Source organism: Actinotalea caeni, assembly GCF_009733795.1.
GTDB lineage: Bacteria > Actinomycetota > Actinomycetes > Actinomycetales > Beutenbergiaceae > Pseudactinotalea > Pseudactinotalea caeni.
In genome coordinates this window covers 110,880-130,342 of record NZ_WNXX01000007.1, presented here as the reverse complement: position 1 = coordinate 130,342, position 19,463 = coordinate 110,880, and the positions used below count along the sequence as shown (strand labels likewise).

The 19,463-nt window shown below is 73.4% G+C and carries 16 protein-coding genes; 7 read left to right on the top strand and 9 right to left on the bottom strand.

All coding sequences use genetic code 11. The annotated features are described in order from the left end of the window. Nucleotides 1–57 precede the first annotated feature (57 nt). On the bottom strand, nt 58–1,017 hold the full coding sequence (locus tag GPA02_RS08450) for a carbohydrate ABC transporter permease (protein ID WP_240133952.1): 960 nt from the start codon (nt 1,015–1,017) through the stop codon (nt 58–60). Continuing rightward, a complete protein-coding gene (locus GPA02_RS08445; RefSeq protein WP_156199516.1) occupies nt 1,014–1,985 on the bottom strand; it encodes an ABC transporter permease in 972 nt (323 codons plus the stop codon). The genes GPA02_RS08450 and GPA02_RS08445 overlap by 4 nt, the downstream gene beginning before the upstream one ends. A gap of 347 nt (nt 1,986–2,332) precedes the next feature. On the opposite strand from GPA02_RS08445, the gene GPA02_RS08440 reads away from it, so the two are divergent. Further along, nucleotides 2,333–3,097: a FadR/GntR family transcriptional regulator gene (locus GPA02_RS08440; protein WP_156199478.1), complete on the top strand. Its 765-nt coding sequence runs from the start codon at nt 2,333–2,335 to the stop codon at nt 3,095–3,097. 2 nt (nt 3,098–3,099) lie between these two features. After that, nucleotides 3,100–5,526, top strand: a complete 2,427-nt coding sequence (locus tag GPA02_RS08435) for a glycoside hydrolase family 2 TIM barrel-domain containing protein (RefSeq protein WP_156199477.1) — start codon at nt 3,100–3,102, stop codon at nt 5,524–5,526. Nucleotides 5,527–5,549: 23 nt separating this feature from the next. On the opposite strand, the gene GPA02_RS08430 is transcribed toward GPA02_RS08435, so the two are convergent. The 3 genes from GPA02_RS08430 to xylA all read right to left on the bottom strand — a co-directional run bounded on the left by GPA02_RS08430 (nt 5,550) and on the right by xylA (nt 10,528). After that, nucleotides 5,550–7,775 carry a glycoside hydrolase family 95 protein gene (locus GPA02_RS08430; protein ID WP_156199476.1) on the bottom strand — a complete coding sequence of 742 codons (2,226 nt, stop codon included), beginning with the start codon at nt 7,773–7,775 and terminating at the stop codon, nt 5,550–5,552. 109 nt (nt 7,776–7,884) lie between these two features. After that, entirely contained in the window at nt 7,885–9,336 is a 1,452-nt protein-coding gene (locus GPA02_RS08425) for a xylulokinase (RefSeq protein WP_156199475.1), read from the bottom strand. Between the two features lie 10 nt (nt 9,337–9,346). Then, nucleotides 9,347–10,528 (bottom strand): xylose isomerase, encoded by a 1,182-nt coding sequence (gene xylA / locus GPA02_RS08420; protein ID WP_156199474.1) that lies wholly within the window; start codon nt 10,526–10,528, stop codon nt 9,347–9,349. Between the two features lie 152 nt (nt 10,529–10,680). Here xylA and GPA02_RS08415 point away from each other — a divergent pair, with 152 nt between their 5' ends. After that, nucleotides 10,681–11,700, top strand: a complete 1,020-nt coding sequence (locus GPA02_RS08415; RefSeq protein ID WP_156199473.1) for a LacI family DNA-binding transcriptional regulator — start codon at nt 10,681–10,683, stop codon at nt 11,698–11,700. Between the two features lie 14 nt (nt 11,701–11,714). On the opposite strand, the gene GPA02_RS08410 is transcribed toward GPA02_RS08415, so the two are convergent. Next, on the bottom strand, nt 11,715–12,248 hold the full coding sequence (locus tag GPA02_RS08410; protein ID WP_156199472.1) for a GNAT family N-acetyltransferase: 534 nt from the start codon (nt 12,246–12,248) through the stop codon (nt 11,715–11,717). A gap of 36 nt (nt 12,249–12,284) precedes the next feature. Between GPA02_RS08410 and GPA02_RS08405 the strand changes: the two genes are divergently transcribed. After that, nucleotides 12,285–12,929, top strand: a complete 645-nt coding sequence (locus tag GPA02_RS08405; RefSeq protein WP_156199471.1) for a TetR/AcrR family transcriptional regulator — start codon at nt 12,285–12,287, stop codon at nt 12,927–12,929. 21 nt (nt 12,930–12,950) lie between these two features. Here the strand turns inward: GPA02_RS08405 and GPA02_RS08400 are convergent, their stop codons facing one another. After that, entirely contained in the window at nt 12,951–13,823 is an 873-nt protein-coding gene (locus GPA02_RS08400) for a formate/nitrite transporter family protein (protein WP_156199470.1), read from the bottom strand. Between the two features lie 410 nt (nt 13,824–14,233). Between GPA02_RS08400 and GPA02_RS08395 the strand changes: the two genes are divergently transcribed. The 3 genes from GPA02_RS08395 to GPA02_RS08385 all read left to right on the top strand — a co-directional run bounded on the left by GPA02_RS08395 (nt 14,234) and on the right by GPA02_RS08385 (nt 17,585). Further along, the gene (locus GPA02_RS08395) at nt 14,234–15,397 is read left to right on the top strand and encodes a Gfo/Idh/MocA family protein (RefSeq protein WP_156199469.1); all 1,164 of its coding nucleotides are present in this window, start codon (nt 14,234–14,236) and stop codon (nt 15,395–15,397) included. Continuing rightward, the gene (locus GPA02_RS08390; RefSeq protein WP_156199468.1) at nt 15,394–16,257 is read left to right on the top strand and encodes a sugar phosphate isomerase/epimerase family protein; all 864 of its coding nucleotides are present in this window, start codon (nt 15,394–15,396) and stop codon (nt 16,255–16,257) included. The genes GPA02_RS08395 and GPA02_RS08390 overlap by 4 nt, the downstream gene beginning before the upstream one ends. A 65-nt stretch (nt 16,258–16,322) precedes the next feature. Beyond that, complete coding sequence (locus GPA02_RS08385) at nt 16,323–17,585, top strand: outer membrane protein assembly factor BamB family protein (RefSeq protein ID WP_156199467.1); 1,263 nt, start codon at nt 16,323–16,325, stop codon at nt 17,583–17,585. Between the two features lie 10 nt (nt 17,586–17,595). Here the strand turns inward: GPA02_RS08385 and GPA02_RS08380 are convergent, their stop codons facing one another. Both GPA02_RS08380 and GPA02_RS08375 read right to left on the bottom strand, forming a co-directional pair. After that, the gene (locus tag GPA02_RS08380) at nt 17,596–18,567 is read right to left on the bottom strand and encodes a lactonase family protein (protein ID WP_156199466.1); all 972 of its coding nucleotides are present in this window, start codon (nt 18,565–18,567) and stop codon (nt 17,596–17,598) included. Then, on the bottom strand, nt 18,564–19,340 hold the full coding sequence (locus GPA02_RS08375; RefSeq protein ID WP_204986538.1) for an SDR family NAD(P)-dependent oxidoreductase: 777 nt from the start codon (nt 19,338–19,340) through the stop codon (nt 18,564–18,566). The genes GPA02_RS08380 and GPA02_RS08375 overlap by 4 nt, the downstream gene beginning before the upstream one ends. Nucleotides 19,341–19,463: the final 123 nt, after the last annotated feature.

Below are 19,463 nucleotides of genomic sequence, written 5' to 3'. Positions count from 1 at the left end.
GGCCGGGTCGGCCCTGTCGGCCGTGTCGGTCCTGTGACCTGCAGGTGCGGCGACGCATCACCCCTTGACGGCACCCACGAGGAGCCCCTTGTTGAAGTACCGGGCGACGAAGGGGTAGACGAGCATCACCGGCACCGTGGAGATGACGATGAGCGAGTACTTCATGAGGTCGGCGAGCTGCTGGCGCTCCAGCGCCGCGGCGGCGTCCAGCCCCGGCGCGGTCTGGTTGAGGATCAGCACGTTGCGCAGCACCAGCTGCAACGGGTACAGGTCCGGGTCGCGCAGGTAGAGCAGCGCGTCGAAGTAGGAGTTCCACTGGTAGATCGCGTACATGAGCGCGATCACCGCCAGCAGCGGCTTGGACAGCGGCAGCACGGTCGAGACCAGGAACCGCAGGTCGCTCGCGCCGTCGAGCTGCGCGGCCTCGTACAGCTCGTCCGGGATCGAGGTGCGGAAGAACGACATCGCGATGATGACCTGCCAGACGCCGATCGCCTGCGGCAGCACCAGCGCGAGCCGGGTGTCGAGCATCCCGAGGTTCTGCACCACGAGGTAGGTGGGGATGATGCCGCCGGCGAACAGCATCGTGAACACGACGAAGAGCGTGATGCCCCGGCGCCCCCAGAGGTCGCGGCGCGACAACGGGTACGCGATCGAGACCGTGAGCACGAGGCTGATCGCGGTGCCGACGAGCGTGTAGAAGATCGAGTTGCCGAACCCGGTGAGGATCGAGGGGTCGCTCAGCACCCGCCGGTAGCCCTCGAGCGTGAAGTCGACCGGCCAGAACGACACGCGACCGGAGGAGACGGCGAGCGGGTCGCTGAGCGAGCTCGCGACGATGTAGACGAGCGGGAGCAGCACCACCAGCAGGAAGGTGGTCAGCAGGACGTAGACGCCCACCATGAACAGACGGTCGTCGAGCCCGTCCTTGACGCGCCGCGGCCGGGGCGGCCGTCGCGTCGCGAGGCTCCGCGCCCTCCCGATACCCACCGCGGGGCGCTCGACGTCGGTGCTCACCACAGCCCGCTCCCCGTCAGTCGCTTGACCAGGGCGTTGACGCCCAGCAGCAGCACCAGGTTGATGACACCGTTGAACAGGCCGATCGCCGAGGCCTGGCTGAACTCCGCGCTGAGGAGGCCGACCTTGTAGGTGTAGGTCGGGATGATCTCCGACTGCGAGATGTTCAGCGTGTTCTGGAACAGGTAGGCCTTCTCGAACCCGATCGCCATCACGTTGCCGACGCCGAGGACCAGGATGATCATCGCCGTCGGCATGATCCCGGGGATGTCGACGTTGACGATCTTCTGCCACCGGTTCGCGCCGTCGACGCGGGCCGCCTCGTACAGGGCCGGGTCGATGCCCGCGAGCGCCGCGATGTAGATGACGGCGGAGTAGCCCATCGTCTGCCAGATGTCGCTGGCGACGTAGATGTGCCGGAAGTAGTTCGGGTCGCTGAGGAAGTCGATCCTGCCGAGGCCGAAGAACTGGGTGACGTCGCCGGCCAGTCCCAGGCGCGGGGACAGGAACAGGATCGTCATCGACACGACCACGACCGTCGAGATGAAGTACGGCGCGTAGGTGACCATCTGGACGGTGTTCTTGAAGAACCGCAGCCGCACCTCGTTGAGCGCGAGCGCCAGCACGATCGGCACGGGGAAGCTCGCGAGCACCACGTAGGCCGAGAGCAGGAACGTGTTGCGCAGCACGGGCCAGAAGATCGGGTTGGAGAAGAAGCGCTCGAAGTGCTTGAGCCCGACCCAGTCGCTGCCCCACACGCCGTCGACGACGTTGTAGTCCTTGAAGGCGATGACCGCGTTCGTCATCGGCACGTACTTGAAGACGACGAAGTAGAGCAGCGGCGCCAGCATCAGCAGGTAGAGCTGCCAGTGGCGCTGCAGGCTGCGCCGGGCCCCGGGCCAGCCGCGCTGCTTGTCGCGGTCGCGGAGCGTGGGCGCAGCACCGGCGGCACCCACGCCGACGGGCATCACCACGCGCGGCCCAAGCCCTTTGCGGGGTCGTGCGCACGGGACCACGGCAGGCTGCGCGCCGACGTCTGACGGGTCATCCGGTCGTCCTCCTCTGCCGCACTGCAGTCAAGCCCGGTGGCGACGATAATCGTCTGATCATTCGGAAGTCAACGCTTCCGAGAAGCTTCCTCGTCGAGCATCTCAGCGAGCCTGCCGACCGGGCTCCAAGCTCGGTCTTCGCGGCCCGTTTGCTCAACGTCGCGTGGATCGCGCCGGAGCTGAACCGCTCCGACCTCCTCAGCGCGGAGACAGCGTTGCCGCCCAATGATCTGATCTATCGACCCCACTGCCCCTACACTGACCGCGTGTCGAGCCGCACCGAGAACAGGTCGAGCGCAGGCTCGTCACGCTCCGACCACGTCATCGACATCGTCAAGAACCTCATCGCCTCGGGCGAGCTGCGCGCCGGCGACCGGCTGCCGGTCGAGAAGGAGCTGGCCGCCCGGTGGGGCGTCTCGCGCGGGTCCCTGCGCGAGGCCGTCCGGTCGCTGGCCGCGCTCGGCGTGCTGGAGACGCGGCAGGGCGACGGCACCTACGTGACGCAGCTCGACCCCGGGTCGCTGCTGCGGCCGCTCGAGTTCTGGGCCGACCTCCAGCAGGTCTCCCAGTCGGCCGAGCTGCTCGCGGTGCGGCGCGTGCTCGAGACCGAGTCGGCGGGGCTCGCCGCCGTCCGGCTCACGGAGGAGGAGCTCGCGCGGCTCGACGACGTGCTCACCGGCATCGAGGAGGGCATGGCCACGGGCCGGCTCGACCCCGAGACGTTCATCGACACCGACGCCGAGTTCCACCGCACGATCGCGGCCGCGAGCGGCAACGGCGCGCTCGCGGCGCTGATCGACAGCCTGATGACCCGCACGCTGCGCGGGCGGCTGTGGCGCGCGATCACCGAGCGCGCCTCGGTCGACGAGGCGCACGCCGAGCACCGCGCGATCCTCGCCGCGCTGCGCACCCGCGACGCCGAGCACGCACGCGTGCGGATGGCGGCACACCTGCTCGGCGTCGAGGTCTTCGCCGCCGCGCACCCGACCGACGGGCTCGACCCCGCCCGACCCGGACCAGGGAGCACCTGAGGATGCAGCGCCAGCGGTACCCGTACCCGTGGGAGTGGCGGACGATCACCGCGCACGGGCCGTCCCCGGCCCGCCCGGTCGTCGTCCCGCACGACGCCGTGCTGGGCGTCGAGCGCGTGGACGACCCTGCGCTGACCGCCACCGGCTACGTCCCCGGCGGGACCTGGGAGTACCGCTCACACTTCGAGGCGCCGCCCGACTGGCAGCAGCGGCACGTCGTGCTGGAGCTCGAGGCGGTCTACCGGTCGCCGGCGGTCTCGCTCAACGGGGACCTGCTCGCGCGCCGCCCGTCCGGCACCGCGGCCCTCACGGTCCCTCTCGACGGCGCGCTGCGGTACGGGGCGCCGAACGAGCTCACGGTCGAGGCACGTGCCGACCGCGACGCGCGGTGGTACACCGGCGGCGGGATCCTCCGCCCCGTGCACCTGGCGGTGGGGCCGCGCGTGCACGTGCCGCTGGACGGCGTCGTGGTCACGGTCCCGGAGAGCGACGACGAGACGGCGCTCGTGCAGGTCGTCACGACGGTGCGCAACCTCGAGCCGAGGCCCGCCGTGCGCCGGCTGCGGACGACCGTCGTCGGCCCCGACGGCGAGGCGGTCGCCGCCGACACCACACGGGTCACGGTGCCGGCGAACGAGTCCCGCGAGGTGTCCCAGCGCATGCTCGTGGCGGAGCCTCGACGCTGGTCGCCCGCGCACCCCGACCTCCACACGGTCGAGAGCGTGCTCGCGACCGACACCGGTGACGAGGTGGACGAGAGCCGCGTCGTCGTCGGGATCCGTACCCTGCAGCTCGACGCACGGCGGGGCCTGCGCATCGACGGCGTCCCGGTCGACCTGCGCGGTGCCTGCGTGCACGCCGACAACGGGGTGATCGGCGGCGTCGTGCTCGACGACGCGGAGGAGCGGCGGGTCACGATCCTCAAGGAGGCGGGCTTCAACGCGATCCGCAGCGCGCACCAGCCGATGAGCCGCGCGATGCTCGACGCCTGCGACCGGCTCGGGATGCTGGTCATGGACGAGCTGACCGACGTCTGGACGCGCGCGAAGCGGCCCGAGGACGGATCGTCCACGTTCACCGAGTGGTGGCAGCGCGACCTCGAGGACATGGTCCGCAAGGACCGCAACCACCCCAGCGTGATCATGTACTCGATCGGCAACGAGATCCCCGAGGCCGGCACCCGCACCGGCGCCGAGCTCGCCCGCCGCCTCGCCGCGAGGACCCGACGGCTGGACCCGACGCGCTACGTCACCGCCGGCGTCAACGGCGCGCTGCTGGTCATGGACGGCGCGGTCCCCGTGGATCCGGAGCTGCTCGGCGGCGCGAGCCTCGAGGAGGTCGAGGAGATCAACGGCTTCATGATGCAGCTGGCCGACCGCATGAACGCGCTCGGGGTCTCCGACGCCGTGACCGCCCTCACCGAGGAGGCCTACGGCGCGCTCGACGTCGCGGGCATGAACTACCTCGAGTCGCGCTACGAGCACGACCGCACCGCCTTCCCGCACCGGGTGATCGTGGGCTCGGAGACCTTCCCGACCCGTATCGACGTGCTGTGGGACCTGGTGCGCTCGCTCCCCCACGTGATCGGTGACTTCACGTGGACCGGCTGGGACTACCTCGGCGAGCCGGGCCTCGGGCGGCCCCGCTACCGCGACGAGCCGCCGGGCACGCCGCCGCTCGCGCCGTACCCCTGGCTGCTCTCCGGCGCCGGCGACATCGACATCACCGGCGAGCGCCGACCGGCCTCGTACTACCGCGAGATCGTCTACGGCCTGCGCCGTGAGCCCTTCCTCGCCGTCCGGCGGCCCGAGACCTACGGCCGCGAGGCCGCACCCGCCCCGTGGTCGTGGACCGACTGCCTGCCGTCGTGGACCTGGCCGGTCGCGCCGGGCACCCCGCTGGAGGTCGAGGTGTACGCGGACGCCCCCGAGGTCGAGGTCCTCCTCGGCGGGCGCACGCTCGGCCGCTACCCGACCGGCCCCGAGCACCGGTACCGCGCGCTCGTCGAGGTCGGGTACCAGCCGGGCGCGATCGAGGCCGTGGCGATCCGCGACGGCGTGCCGGCCGAGCGCGCCAGGCTCGTGACCGCGTCCGGGCCCCGGGTGCTGCGCGTCCACCCCGACCGCACCCGGCTCGACGGCCCCGACGCGCTGGCGTTCCTCACGATCGAGGTGACCGACGACGAGGGCGTCCGTGCCACCGACGCCGACGACGAGGTGACCCTGCGGGTCGAGGGGCCGGCCGCGCTGCAGGGCTTCGGCAGCGCCGCGCCGCGCACGCTCGAGTCGTTCACCGACGACCGGCACCGGCTGTTCGACGGGCGCGCCCTCGCCGTCGTGCGCGCGGGCGGCTCGGGCGACGTGCGCGTGGTGGCGTCGGCTCCCGGGTACGCCGAGGTCGCGACCGAGCTGCGCGCGACCGGCGTCTGAGCCTCGCCCGTCGGATCCCGCCGTCAGAACCCGACGACGGCCTCGACACCGGGCTCGAGGGTCACCGGCACCCTGCTCTCGCCGTGCCGCAGCACCCGCTCGCCGCCGCGCTCGGCGGTGATGCGGACCTCGGTGGGCTCGCCGTCGGCCCAGGTGAGGTCGAGCGAGCACGGACCCGGCGTCCGGACGCCGCGCAGCCGCCCGCTGGGCCACGCGCTGGGCAGCGCGGGCAGCAGGTGGATCTCGTCGCCGTCGTGCTGCACGAGCATCTCGAGGATGGCGGCGGCGCCCCCGAAGTTGCCGTCGATCTGGAACGGCGGGTGGGCGTCGAACATGTTCGGGTAGGTGCGCGAGGTGTCGAGCAGCAGCCGCAGCACGCGGTGCGCGCGGTCGCCGTCGCGCAGCCGCGCCCACAGCGCGATGCGCCAGGCGGTCGCCCAGCCGGTGGACTCGTCGCCGCGGTCCTCGAGCGTGCGCCGTGCAGCTGCGGCGAGCTCCGGCGTCCGGTCGGGTGAGATCTGCCGGCTCGGGTACAGCCCGAACAGGTGCGAGACGTGGCGGTGGTCCTGCTCGGGCGCGTCGGCGTCCCAGTCCTCCAGCCACTCCTGCAGCTGGCCGTGCGCGCCCACCCGGCTGGGCGGCAGCCGGTCGACGGTCGCCCCGAGGGTCTCGACGAGGTCGGCGTCGCGGCCCAGCAGCCGTGCCGCCTCGGCGGTCGCGGTGAACAGGTCGCGCAGGATCTGGGCGTCCATCGTCGGCCCCGCCACGACGGCGGCGCCGCACGGGTGGATGTTCTCGGGCGACAGCGACGGCGAGGTGACCAGCGTGCCGCCGGGCCCCTCCACGAGCGTGTCGAGGAAGAACTCGCACGCGCCGCGCAGCAGCGGGTAGATCGAGGCGAGGTAGGCCTCCTCGGGCGCGTACCGGTAGTGCTCCCACAGGTGCAGGCTCAGCCACGCGCCGCCGGTCGGCCACATCCCCCAGGGCGCGCCGTCGACCGGTGCGGTCGCCCGCCAGCCGTCGGTGTTGTGGTGGCACACCCAGCCCCGCGCGCCGTACATGCGCTGCGCGGTGCGCGCCCCGGAGACCGCAACCTCGCGCACGAGCCGGTCGAGCGGCTCCACCAGCTCCGGCAGCGCAGCCGGCTCCGCGGGCCAGTAGTTCATCTCGGTGTTGATGTTGACCGTGTACTTGCTGCCCCACGGCGGGTCGGTCTCGGCGTTCCAGAGCCCCTGCAGGTTCGCGGGCTGGCTGCCCGGGCGCGAGGAGCTGATCAGCAGGTAGCGGCCGTACTGCAGGTACAGCGCCGCGAGCGCCGGGTCGTCGACGGTCTCGGCGCGCCGGATCCGCTCGTCGGTCGGCAGGTCCGGCGCAGCCCCCAGGTCGAGGTCGAGACGGCGGAACAGCGCCTGGTGCTCGCGGGCGGTGTCCGAGGCGATCTCGTCGTAGCCGCGCCGCGCGGCCGCGGCGAGCTGCGCCGTCGTCCTGGCCGACGGGTGACCGGAGAGGTCCTCGAAGGTCACGTAGCTGGTCGCGATCGCGACCAGCAGCGTCAGCGCGGTCGCCCCCTCCACGGCGACGGCGTCGCCGTCCTCGCGCACGGTGCCGCCGGCGGTCAGCACCCGCACCCGGGCCTCGAACGAGAGCGCGCCCGGGATGTCGCCGTGGGGGTCGTTGCGGCCGCCGAGCACGAGCTCGTCGTCGGTCGCGTGCGTCCAGGTCTCCTGCAGCGGGCTCGTGAACCACACCCGGCCGGTGAGCGTCGCCGGGCCGGTCACCGCCAGGTGCACCGCGACGACCTGGTCGACCGGCGAGGCGACGACGCGGCGCACGTAGGTCGAGCCGTCGAGCGTCCAGGTGGTGACGGCCTCGGCGGTGTCGAGGTCGAGCGAGCGCCGGTACCCCGAGACCGCGGCCGGGTCGACGCCGTCGAGCTCGAGCAGCAGCGAGCCGACGGTCGAGTAGGGCGCCTGCTTGACCGGCACGCCCATGAGCGTCTCGTCGGTGCGGGCCTCGGCCTCGGCGTAGCGGCCCTGCGCCACCAGCGCCCGGACCTCGGCCAGCCCTTCGGCCGCGAGCGGGTTGACCGGGTCGTACGGCCCGCCGGACCACAGGGTGTCCTCGTTGAGCTGCAGCCGTTCGACGTCGACCCCGCCGAAGACCATCGCACCGAGCCGACCGTTGCCCACGGGCAGCGCCTCGGTCCACTCACGGGCAGGGCGGTCGTAGTGCAGGACGTGCGCGGACATCGGTCTCCCGGTTTCAACGAGGTTCTGCCCCCCCCATCTCACGAGGTGAGCCGTCTCCGCGGCATCACCGTCTCAGGGTCTGGGCAGCTGGCAGAAGTGGGTTGAAACCTCAGCGGGTGAGGAACATCTGCGAGGCGTCGGCGTACCGCTCTCGCAGCCCCACGGCAGGCGCGTCGGCCTCGTAGACCTGCACGCCCGCGACCTCCCAGGCCGGCGGCTCGTCCGCGCCCGAGAGCACCCACGCGGCCTGGCGCGCGGCGCCGTCGGCGACGTACTCACCGGGGGCCGGCACGGCGACCGGGCGGCCGAGCACCGACGGCGCGATGCGTCGCACGGCCTCCGACTGCGCGGCCCCGCCGATGAGGATGATCCGCTCCACCTCGACGTCCTGGGCCACGAGCGCGTCCAGCGCGAACGCGAGCGAGCACAGCACGCCCTCGATCGCCGCGCGGGCGAGGTTGGCCGGCGTCGTGTTGCTCAGCCGGACGCCGTGCAGCGACCCGGTCGCGTCCGGCAGGTTCGGCGTGCGCTCGCCCTCGAGGTAGGGCACGAGCACGAGGCCCTCGGCTCCCGGAGGCGCCGACAGCGCGAGCTCGGCGAACCCCTTGTGGTCGACACCGAGCAGCCGCCCGACGGCGTCGAACGTGCGCGACCCGTTGAGCGTCGCCAGCAGCGGCAGGAACCGGCCCGTGGCGTCGGAGAAGCCGGCGACGAGCCCGCTGGCGTCGTGCGTCGAGGTGTCGGAGACCGCGGTGACGACGCCGGAGGTCCCGATCGAGACCATGACGTCGCCCGGCCGGGCGCCGAGACCGAGCGCCGCGCCCGCGTTGTCCCCGGTGCCGGGGCCGATCACCAGCCCGTTCGGGCCGGTGCGCGCCTGCTGGCCAGGGCCGACGACCGCGGGCACCGCCACCCGGCGCCCGAACGCACGCTCGAGCAGGTCGAACCGGTAGCTGTCGGTGCGGCCGTCGAAGTAGCCGGTGCCGGAGGCGTCGGAGCGGTCGGTCACCAGTCGGGCCAACCCGTCGGGGCTGTGGCCCTCGGCGACCGGGCCGTCGCCGGCGATGCGCCAGGTCAGCCAGTCGTGCGGCAGCGCGACGGCCGCCACCCGCTCGGCGTTCTCGGGCTCGTGCTCGGCGAGCCAGCGCAGCTTCGTCACCGTGAACGACGCCACCGGGACGCTGCCGACCGCCTCGGCCCAGGCGCGCTCGCCCGAGCCCTCGGTGCCGTCGCCCAGCTCCTCGACGAGGTCGCGCGCGGCCTTCGCCGAGCGGGTGTCGTTCCACAGCAGCGCGGGGCGCACGACCGCGCCCTCGGCGTCGAGCGCGACCATGCCGTGCTGCTGACCGCCGACCGCGACGGCCTCGACGTCGTCGAGACCGCCGGCGGCCGCGCTCGCCTGTGTGAACGCCTCCCACCAGGCGCGAGGGTCGACCTCGGTGCCGTCCGGGTGCTTGGCCTGGCCGAAGCGCCGCAGCGCCCCGGTCTCGGCGTCCCGGACGACGACCTTGCACGACTGCGTCGAGGTGTCGACGCCGGCGACGAGACGCTCGGTTGGCATGCCCTCGTTCCTACCCGATGAGGTGGTTGATCGCGAGCTGGTTGAGGCGCACGAAGTGGTACTCGCGCTCGCCGGCGGCGTCGGGGTCGAAGTCCTCGAACGCGCTGCGGTCGGCGAGCAGGTCGGCCACGGACTCGCCCTCGCCGAGCGTCGGCTGCGACAGCTCGAGCACGCCGGCGGCCTCGAAGGCGGCCTGCACCTCGGGGTCGGCGCGGTAGGCCTTGGCCTTCTCCGCGAGCAGCAGGTAGGTCTGCATGTTCGCCTCGGCGGACTCCCACACGCCCTCGAGGCCCTCGGTGCGCGACGGCTTGTAGTCGAAGTGGCGGGCGCCCTCGTAGCGCGGGCCGCCGCCCGGGAAGCCGTTCTCGATGAGGTCGACGGTGAAGAACGCCGAGAGCAGGTCGCCGTGACCGAACACGAGGTCCTGGTCGTACTTGATCGAGCGCTGGCCGTTGAGGTCGATGTGGAAGAGCTTGCCGCTCCACAGCGCCTGGCCGATGCCGGTGGTGAAGTTCAGCCCGGCCATCTGCTCGTGGCCGACCTCGGGGTTGAGGCCCACGATGTCGCCGTTCTCGAGCTTGGCGATGAAGCCGAGCGCGTGGCCGATCGTCGGCAGCAGGATGTCGCCGCGGGGCTCGTTGGGCTTGGGCTCGAGCGCGATGCGCAGCCCGTAGCCCTTCTCCTTGATGTAGGCGGCGACCGTGTCGACGGCCTCGGCGTAGCGGTCGAGCGCGGCGTTGGTGTCCTTGACGCCGTCGTACTCGCTGCCCTCGCGACCGCCCCACATGACGAAGGTCTCGGCGCCGAGCTCGGCGGCGAGGTCGACGTTGCGCAGCACCTTGCGCAGCGCGAACCGGCGCACGCCGCGGTCGTTGGAGGTGAAGCCGCCGTCCTTGAAGACCGGGTGGCTGAACAGGTTGGTCGTCACCATCTCGATGACGATGCCGGCCTCGTCGGTGGCCTTCTTGAAGTCGGTGAGGATCTTCGCGCGCGTGGCGTCGTCGGTCCCGAACGGGACGACGTCGTCGTCGTGGAAGGTGACGGCCCAGGCGCCGAGCTCGGCGAGCTTCGTCGCGTACTCGCGCGGGTCGAGGGCGGGCCGGGTGGCCGAGCCGAACTGGTCGTTGGCGGGCCAGCCGACCGTCCAGAGGCCGAAGGAGAACTTGTCGTCGGGGGTGGGCTTGCGCACCATCGCGTCGCTCCGCTGCTCGTAGTTTTGTTGTTGCTCGCAACTTATCTTCTGGGGGCCGCAGCGTCAAGCGCGCGACGGCGTGGCGCGCACCCGCCGGCGACGGCTCGGCCAGTCGCGGAGCCACGGGGCAGGAACGCGCTTACCCTGTGACCATGGCGGGCCCCACCACCCTCAGCGACGTCGCCAAGGAGGCGGGCGTCTCGCTCGCCACCGCCTCCCGGGCGATCAACGGCTCGGCGAACCGCACGGTGCGCCCCGAGCTGCGCGAGCGCGTGCTCGCGGCGGCCGCGCGGCTGAAGTACAGCCCGGACGCCAACGCGCAGGCGATGGCGCGCGGCCGCACCACGACGGTCGGGCTGATCGTCCACGACATCGCCGACCCCTACTTCTCCTCGATCGCCGCGGGCGTCACCGGCGCGGCCGACCGGCACAAGCTGGTCGTCACGCTCGCGACCACCCAGCACCAGCGCGGCCGCGAGGTCCAGTTCGTCGAGGTCATGCACAGCCAGCGGGCACGCGCGATCGTCATCGCGGGCGGCCGCTACGACGACCCCGAGGGCACCGAGGCGCTCACGCACGCGCTCGCCGGCTACATGGCCTCGGGCGGGTCGGCGGCGCTGATCGGGCAGCCGCTGCCGGGCGTCAGCACGATCGCGATCGCCAACACCGCGGCGGTGGTCGACCTCGCCCGCGCGCTGCACGGGTTGGGCTACCGCCGCTTCGGCATCCTCGGCGGACCGGCCGGGCACCTCACCGCGCGCGACCGGCGCGAGGGCTTCGCCCGCACCGTCGACGAGCTCGGTGAGAGCAGCGCCGTCACGCTCGAGACGGCCTTCACGCGCGACGGCGGCTACGACGGCATGGCCCGGCTGCTGGCGCAGGAGCCCGACGTCGAGCTCGTGTTCGCGGTCAACGACGTCATGGCGGTCGGCGCGATGGCCGCCGCCCGCGACGCCGGTCGCGAGGTCGGCCGCGACATCGCCGTGGCCGGCTTCGACGACATCGTCACGCTGCGCGACGTCAGCCCGGGCCTCACGACCGTGCGGCTGCCGCTGGTCGAGCTCGGGGCACGCGCCACCGAGCTGGCGCTCGAGGAGGCCGCGGGCGAGCCGCGCGTGCTCGAGGTGGGCGGCGAGGTCGTGCTGCGCGAGTCGACCCCGCCGCGTACCTGACCCGCGACCGCCCGTCAGACGAGCCCGCGCACGTAGTGCGCCGCGACGACCTCACGGCCCGACGGCGCGACGTCGCGGCCGCGCGAGCGGACCCGGTACCCGGCGGTCTCCAGCGCACGCTGCGCGCCGAGGTTGTCGACCGCGGTCCGCGCGGTGAGCAGGCGCAGGCCGCTCAGGCGCGCCAGGCGTCCCGCGAGATCGAGCGCCTCGACGGCGAACCCGCGCCCGCGGTGGTCGGCGTGGACCCAGAAACCGACCTCAGCCGTGGCATCGTCGACGTCGAACAGCACCAGGCTGCCCGCGAACCGGTCGGTGGCGACGTCGGCGATCGCGAGCACGGCCAGGTCGCCCCGTGCGAGCCCGTCGCGGACCGGGCCGTCGACGAGTGCGACGACCGAGTCCTCGGTGTACTCGGGCTCGGGGAGGTGGGCGAACCTGCGCACCTCGGGGTCCGCCGTCCCCGCGGCGTACGCGGCCGCGTCCTCGTGCCGCAGCGCACGCAGGCGGGTGCGGTCACCGATGAGAGGGAGATGGCGTGGATCCAGCATCGCCCTTAAACTAACAGCATTCGGATAAGGAGGCGCATGGGCTACTGGACCGACCCACCGGTACCCCGTCGCGTGCGCGCGGTGGACGTGGCGCGGATCGCGAGCGTCGCCGTCGAGCTGCTCGACGCCGGCGGGTTCCGCGCGCTGACGCTGCGCGCGGTGGCCTCGCGCCTCGGCGTCGCACCGGCGAGCCTGTACTCGCGCATCCGGTCCGTCGACGACCTGTACGACCTCGCTCTGGACGCGGCGCTGCGCGACGACGCGCACCTGCAGGAGGCGATCGCCTCGGCGCCGCTGCGCGACCTGGCGCTCGCGCTCCACCGGCACCTGCTGGCCCACCCGTGGGCGTGCCAGGTGGTGTCGATGCGGGCTCCGCGCGGTCCCCACTACCTCCGTCTGTCCGAGCGCATGTGCGTGCTCACGGCCGACGCCGGGTCCCCCGACCCGCTCGGCGACGCCTACGCGCTCTCCAACCTCGTGATCGGCTCCGCTCTGACCGCGGCCGCCGCGGCGGCGGAGCGCAGCACGCCGGTCGACCCCGCCATCGCTCCCCGGTACGCCGCCCTGCGCGAGGCGCACGCCGTCGAGCCCGAGACAGTGCTCGCACGCGGCCTCGAGGCCCTGCTCGCGGGTCTGTCGTGCCCGGTCGAGGCGGACGGGCTCACGCCCACCTCCGACTGACCGGGGACGACCAACCGCTCCTCAGACGGCCTCGCCCACCAGCGCGGGCTGCGTGCGCGGCGTCGCGACCGGCGCCGGCTCGGGCTCGGCCGCCGCGGCGGCGCGGCGCCGGCCGTAGACGAAGAACAGCGGCGTCACGGTGAAGAGGATCCCGCCCGCGAGGTTGCCGAGCAGCGTCGGCAGCTCGTTCCACACGAGGTAGTCCCCGATCGTGAAGTTCCCGCCGAGCAGCAGCCCGGAGGGGAACAGGAACATGTTGACGATCGAGTGCTCGAAGCCCATGAAGAAGAACAGCATGATCGGCAGCCACATCACGAGGACCTTGCCGACGACGTCGCGCGCGACCATCGCGCCGATGACACCGGTCGAGACCATCCAGTTGCACAGCATCGCCCGCACGAACAGCGTGAGCATGCCGCCGGCGCCGTGCGCGGCGTACCCGACGGTGCGGCCCTCGCCGATGTGGCCGATCGCCTGGCCGACCTCGTTGGGCGTGGTGTCGAAGCCGTAGGTGACGACCACGGCCATGAGCACCGCGACGGTGAAGGCACCCGCGAAGTTGCCGGCGAACACCAGCCCCCAGTTCCGCAGCACGTCGCGGGCGCCGATCCCGCGCGAGCGGTCGAGCCACGCCATCGGTCCGAGCACCAGCACGCCCGTGAGGAGGTCGTAGCCGAGCAGGTACAGCAGCGCGAACCCGACGGGGAACAGGACCGCGCCCAGCAGCGGGACCCCGGTGGTCACCGAGATCGTCACGGCGAAGGCCGCCGCGACGCTCAGCATCGCGCCACCCATCGCCGCCTTGGCGAGGGTGTCGGAGGTGGACATGCGGATCTTGGCCTCGCCGGCGTCGGTCATCGCGACGACCAGGTCGGACGGCTTCACGTAGGACATCGGTGTGCTCCCGGGTCTGGAGGGGGTCGCGCCTCGCCGGGCCTGGCCCTGCTCGTCGCGGCGTGCCGTCGACGCTAGGAACCGCGCGTTTCACCTCCGTCACCGGGAGGCGGTCGGACCTGTTACGTCTTCCGCTCAGCGCGGTGACCGACGTTGTGAGATCGCGCCCGCCTCGCCCACCCCCTCGCGGCATCGAGTTCGCACCTTCGCGCCGAGTTCGCACCGCGCACGGTGCGAACTCGGCGCGAAGGTGCGAACTCGGCGGGCACAGGGGCGGTCGGTGGGCGGGCACGCGGGAGGCGGTGGCTGCTGGGAGGGGCGTGGGCGCGGGGAGGACTCGCGGCCGTTGACACCCGTCAGGGCCTCCCGTACGCTGCGGAAAGCGCATTCCCACGTCTTCGAGGAGTCACATGGCCACCCGCACCCTCCGCATCGGCATGAACGGCATCACCGGCCGGATGGGGTACCGCCAGCACCTGGTCCGGTCGATCCTGCCGATCCGCGAGCAGGGCGGGGTGACGCTCGCCGACGGCACGAAGGTGCAGGTCGAGCCGGTGCTCGTGGGTCGCCGTCCGGACGCCGTGCGGGAGATCGCCGAGCGGCACGACGTCGAGCACTGGACCACCGACCTCGACGCCACGATCGCCGACCCGAGCATCGACGTCCTCTTCGACGCGTCGATGACCTCGCTGCGCGCGGGCACGCTCACCGCGGCCATGAAGGCCGGCAAGCACGTGTTCACCGAGAAGCCGACGGCGGAGACGCTCGCCGAGGCGATCGAGCTCGCGCGGCTGCGCGAGGAGACCGGCGTGACCGCCGGCGTCGTGCACGACAAGCTCTACCTGCCCGGTCTGGTCAAGCTCCGCCGTCTCGTCGACGAGGGCTTCTTCGGCCGCATCCTGTCGCTGCGCGGCGAGTTCGGCTACTGGGTGTTCGAGGGCGACGTGCAGGCCGCCCAGCGGCCGTCGTGGAACTACCGCAAGGAGGACGGCGGCGGCATGACGACCGACATGTTCTGCCACTGGAACTACGTCCTCGAGGGCATCCTCGGCCAGGTCCGCAGCGTCACGGCGAAGACGATCACCCACATCCCCACCCGCTGGGACGAGCAGGGCCGCGAGTACGCGGCGACCGCCGACGACGCCGCCTACGGCATCTTCGAGGTCGCCGGCCCGGACGGCGAGGAGATCGTCGCGCAGATCAACTCCTCGTGGGCGGTGCGCGTGTACCGCGACGAGCTGGTCGAGTTCCAGGTCGACGGCACCCACGGCTCGGCGGTGGCCGGGCTGCGCAAGTGCGTCGCCCAGCACCGCTCGCACACGCCCAAGCCGGTGTGGAACCCGGACCTGCCGGTCACCGAGCCGTTCCGCGACCAGTGGATGGAGGTCCCCGCGAACGCCGACCTCGACAACGGCTTCAAGCTGCAGTGGGAGGAGTTCATCCGCGACGTCGTCGCCGGGCGCGCGCACCGCTACGACCTGCTGTCGGCCGCACGCGGCGTGCAGCTGGCCGAGGCCGGGCTGCGCTCCTCCGCCGAGGGCCGCCGCGTCGAGCTGGAGCCGATCACGCTGTGACCCGGCTGGCGCTCAACACCGCGACCGCCAAGCGCGCCACGCTGGCCGAGGCCGTCGAGGCGGCCGCCCGCGCGGGCCTGCCCGCGGTCGGGCCGTGGCGCGACAGGGTCGCCGAGGTCGGCACCGAGGCCGCCGCGAGGATCATCCGTGACGCCGGGCTGCAGGTCTCGAGCCTGTGCCGCGGCGGCTTCCTCACGGCGGCCGACGACGCGGGCCGCGAGGCCGCGCTCGCCGACAACCGCGCGGCGATCGTCGAGGCCGCGACCCTCGGCGCGAGCGAGCTGGTGCTCGTCGTCGGCGGGCTGCCCGCCAACCCGGAGCCGGGCGCCGCGGCGCTGCCCGACGGCGACAAGGACATCGCGGCGGCGCGGCAGCGCGTCGTCGACCGCGTGGGCGAGCTGGTGCCGTTCGCCGCCGAGCACGGCGTGCGTCTGGTGCTGGAGCCGCTGCACCCGATGTTCGCGGCCGACCGCGCGGTGCTGTCGACGCTGGGCCAGTGCCTCGATGTCGCCGCCCCGTTCGACAGCAGCGAGGTCGGCGTGCTCGTCGACACCTACCACGTGTGGTGGGACCCGCAGCTGGAGCAGCAGATCGCCCGCGCGGGCCGCGAGGGCCGGCTCGCGCTCTACCAGGTGTGCGACTGGCTGCTGCCGCTCGCGGCCGACCCGCTGCTCTCGCGCGGCTTCATGGGCGACGGCTACGTCGACTTCCCCACGATCACCCGCTGGGTCGCCGAGGCCGGGTACACCGGCGCCGTCGAGGTCGAGATCTTCAACGCCGACGTGTGGGCCATGCCGACCGACGAGATCGTGGCCACCATGACCGAGCGCTACGACCGCCTCGTCGCGCCGTACCTCTGACGCCCCCCCGGGCTGACCCGCGGCTCCGCCCTGGTGCGGCGGCCCGCCACGCGGCACAATGACGCATGGCACGCGGCGCCGTCGCGGGGGCCGGGCTCGTCGAGGAGTTCGAGCTCGGTGCGAGCGAGCCCGCCCCGGGACCACGGCCGCACCCGCCCGAGCGCGGCTGGCTCTGGGTCGTCGCCGCCGCGGTGCTCGTCGCGCTCGGCGCGCTGTCCGCGCCGCCGCCGAGCCCGACCGACGGCCTCAACCTCGTCGCGTCGCTGGCCGCGCCGCCCGCGCTGGCGTGGGAGGCGCCCGTGACGATCACGGAGCGGCCGAGCCCGCGGCTGGAGGCGGAGCTCGTGGGCGACTCCGTCGCCGTCACGACCGACGCCGGGGTGACGGGGTTCGACGCCGCCACCGGGGCGCTGCGCTGGGAGGTGCTGCTCGACCGGCCCCGCTGCACCTACCAGGAGCAGGTGGTGTGCGTGACGGGCCGGGGCTGGTCGGCCGAGGTCGTCACCCTCGACCCGCGCAGCGGCGCGGTCGACGTGGTCGCGCTGCCCAGCGCGGCGTGGGCGCTGCGCCTCGACGGCGACGTCCTCGCGCTGCTCTACTCCCGGCGCACCCAGACTGTGGTGCGGATGTCCGGCGACGACGTCGTGTGGGCCACCGAGGTGCCCTACCAGCCGGGGATCGGCGGCGCGGCGCGCGGCTACCCGTTCGCGCGGATCGACGACCGCCTCTACGTCGGGACCGCCGGGCCCGCCGTGCTCGACGTCGCCACCGGGATCACGCTCGCGCGCCCGCTGCAGCTGCGCTACGACGAGGCCGGCATCTTCGGCCTCGGCTTCAACGAGACCTGGTGGCACCTCTGGTCGGGCGAGCAGGTCACCCTCGCGGAGGGGGCCGCTCGGCTCGCGGTCGACGACGACCTCGACGCCCGCACCTCGGTGCTCGTCTCCCACGCCACCGGCATCACCGTGCTGCGCGACGGCCCGGCCGAGCCGCACTGGGCGGGCGCGGGCGGTGAGAGCCCGCTGGCGCGGCTCGACGGCGTGCTCGTCACCGCCACCCCGTACCAGGCGAGCACCCACGGGATCGACCTCGCCACCGGGGCGCAGCTGTGGGAGAGCGAGCTCATGAGCTGCCCGTGCCTGGGCTCGGGCGGCACGCTCCTGGTCAGCTCCTCCACGACCGTGCCGGCCGGGCTCACCGCGATCGACGTGCACACCGGCCGGCCGCAGTGGCAGCTCGCGTTCCCGCCCGCCACGCACGTCGTCGACCTGGTCCCGGGCGGCGTCGTCGTCGCCGGCACCGACCGGGTGCTGCTGTACCGCTGGTGACGGCGGGCCGTCAGGCCCCGCGCGCCAGCCACACCGGCGTCGGCACGCGTACCTGCCCGCGCGGCCCGACGACGAGGTCGGCGTCGTGCGCGGCGATCAGCAGGTCATCGTTCATGAGCAGCAGGTGCTGCGGCCAGACGCCGGCCGCGTCGATCTCGCCCAGCCAGGTGAGCCGGGCCGTCTCGCCGTCCACCACGAGCTGCCCGATGGTGCCGGCACCTCGGTTCGCGACGTGGACGCGACCGTCGGGTGCGACGACGATCTCGCCCGGGTGGGTCAGCCGCTCACCGCCGTCACGCGCGGAGGCCAGAGACCTCGAGCTCGCCTGCGCGACCTGCCAGCCGGCGTCGCCGGCGAGGACATCGGCCAGCGGGGCCGCGAGCACCTCGTCGGACAGCTCGGCACTGACGACCACCGCACCGCCGTGCCGCGCGAGGTGCCGCGGGCCGGAGCCCGCCGGTGTGGCGCAGCTGCCGACCTCCTCGAGGCGCTCGTCGCGCCACGCGAACCGACGGATCCGGTCGCAGCCGAGGTCGGACACCAGCACCGTGCTCTCGTCGACGACGAGCGCGAAGTGAGGGTGCGCGGCCTCCTGCCGGTCGACCACGACCCCGGCGCCCGGGTCCCCGAGCACGAGACGCTGCACGACCCGCGGCTCGGGGTCGAGGGCGAGCACGAGCACCGACCCCTCGAGGTGGTAGTTGACGACGACGACGTGCCGGCCGCCAGGGAGCACCGCCGCATGACAGGGCTCGCCGCCCTGGGTGGCGACCTCGGCGGTGACGGCGTACCCGGCCGCAGTCCGGGCGAGCAGCCGGAGGCGGCCCTCCTCGGCGCCGCCGAGCGTGAGCACGCGACCGTCGGGCAGCGGCAGCGCGAACGCGGTGTCGGGCGCCTGCACCACCATCTCGGCGGTCGCCCCGGAACCGTCCCAGCGCCACAGCCCGCCCTCGGGCGACCGGGACACGATCAGGACGCTCATGACTGCGCCGTGATGTCGTGCATCATCACGGCGTTGCCCGCCAGCAGGCCGCCGTCGACCACCAGCGTCGTGCCCGTGATCCAGGAGGCCTCCTCCGAGCACAGGAACAGGGCGGCGTTCGCGACGTCGTCGGGCCGGCCCAGCCGACCGAGCGGGTACCAGCGCGTGGCGGTGTCGAGCACGTGCGGGTCGCGGGCCAGCCGCTCGTCCCAGATCGGGGTGACGATCGTGCCCGGCGCGATCGCGTTGGCGCGCAGGCCCTGCGACCCGTAGCTGACGGCGAGCCCGCGCGTGAGCGCCATCAGCCCCGCCTTGGCCGCCGAGTACGCATCGTTGCCGAGGTGCGTCAGCCCGTTGACGCTGGCGATGCTCAGCACGACTCCGCGCGCCGCCAGCAGGTCGGGCAGCGCCTCCTGCACGAGCCGGTACGGCCCCGACAGGTCGACCGCGAGGTCGCGCTCCCACTCCTCGTCGCTGACGGCCTCGAAGGGCACGTCCGCGCAGGTCGCGGCGTTGTTGACGACGACGTCGAGCCGGTCCCAGCGCTCCCGGACCACCGCGAGCGCGTCCTTGACCTGCTCGCGCGAGCTCACGTCGGCACCGATGGCGACGGCGTCCGGGAGCGCCTGCGCGACCGCGCGTGCGCGCTCCTCGTCGACGTCCAGAACCGCGAGCCGAGCACCCTCGCCCGCGAACCGCTCGGCGAGCCGGGCCCCGATCCCCGACCCGGCGCCCGTGACCAGCACGACCCGCCCCTCGAACCGTCGCCCCACGCCTCGTCCCTCCGTCGGTGCGGCGGCGTCCCACCCGCTCGCAGGCCGCCTGTCACTGGATGATACGGTCTTCCGCACAACGACAGACACCGGGCACGGCCGTGCGGAGGGATGGACGCGGAT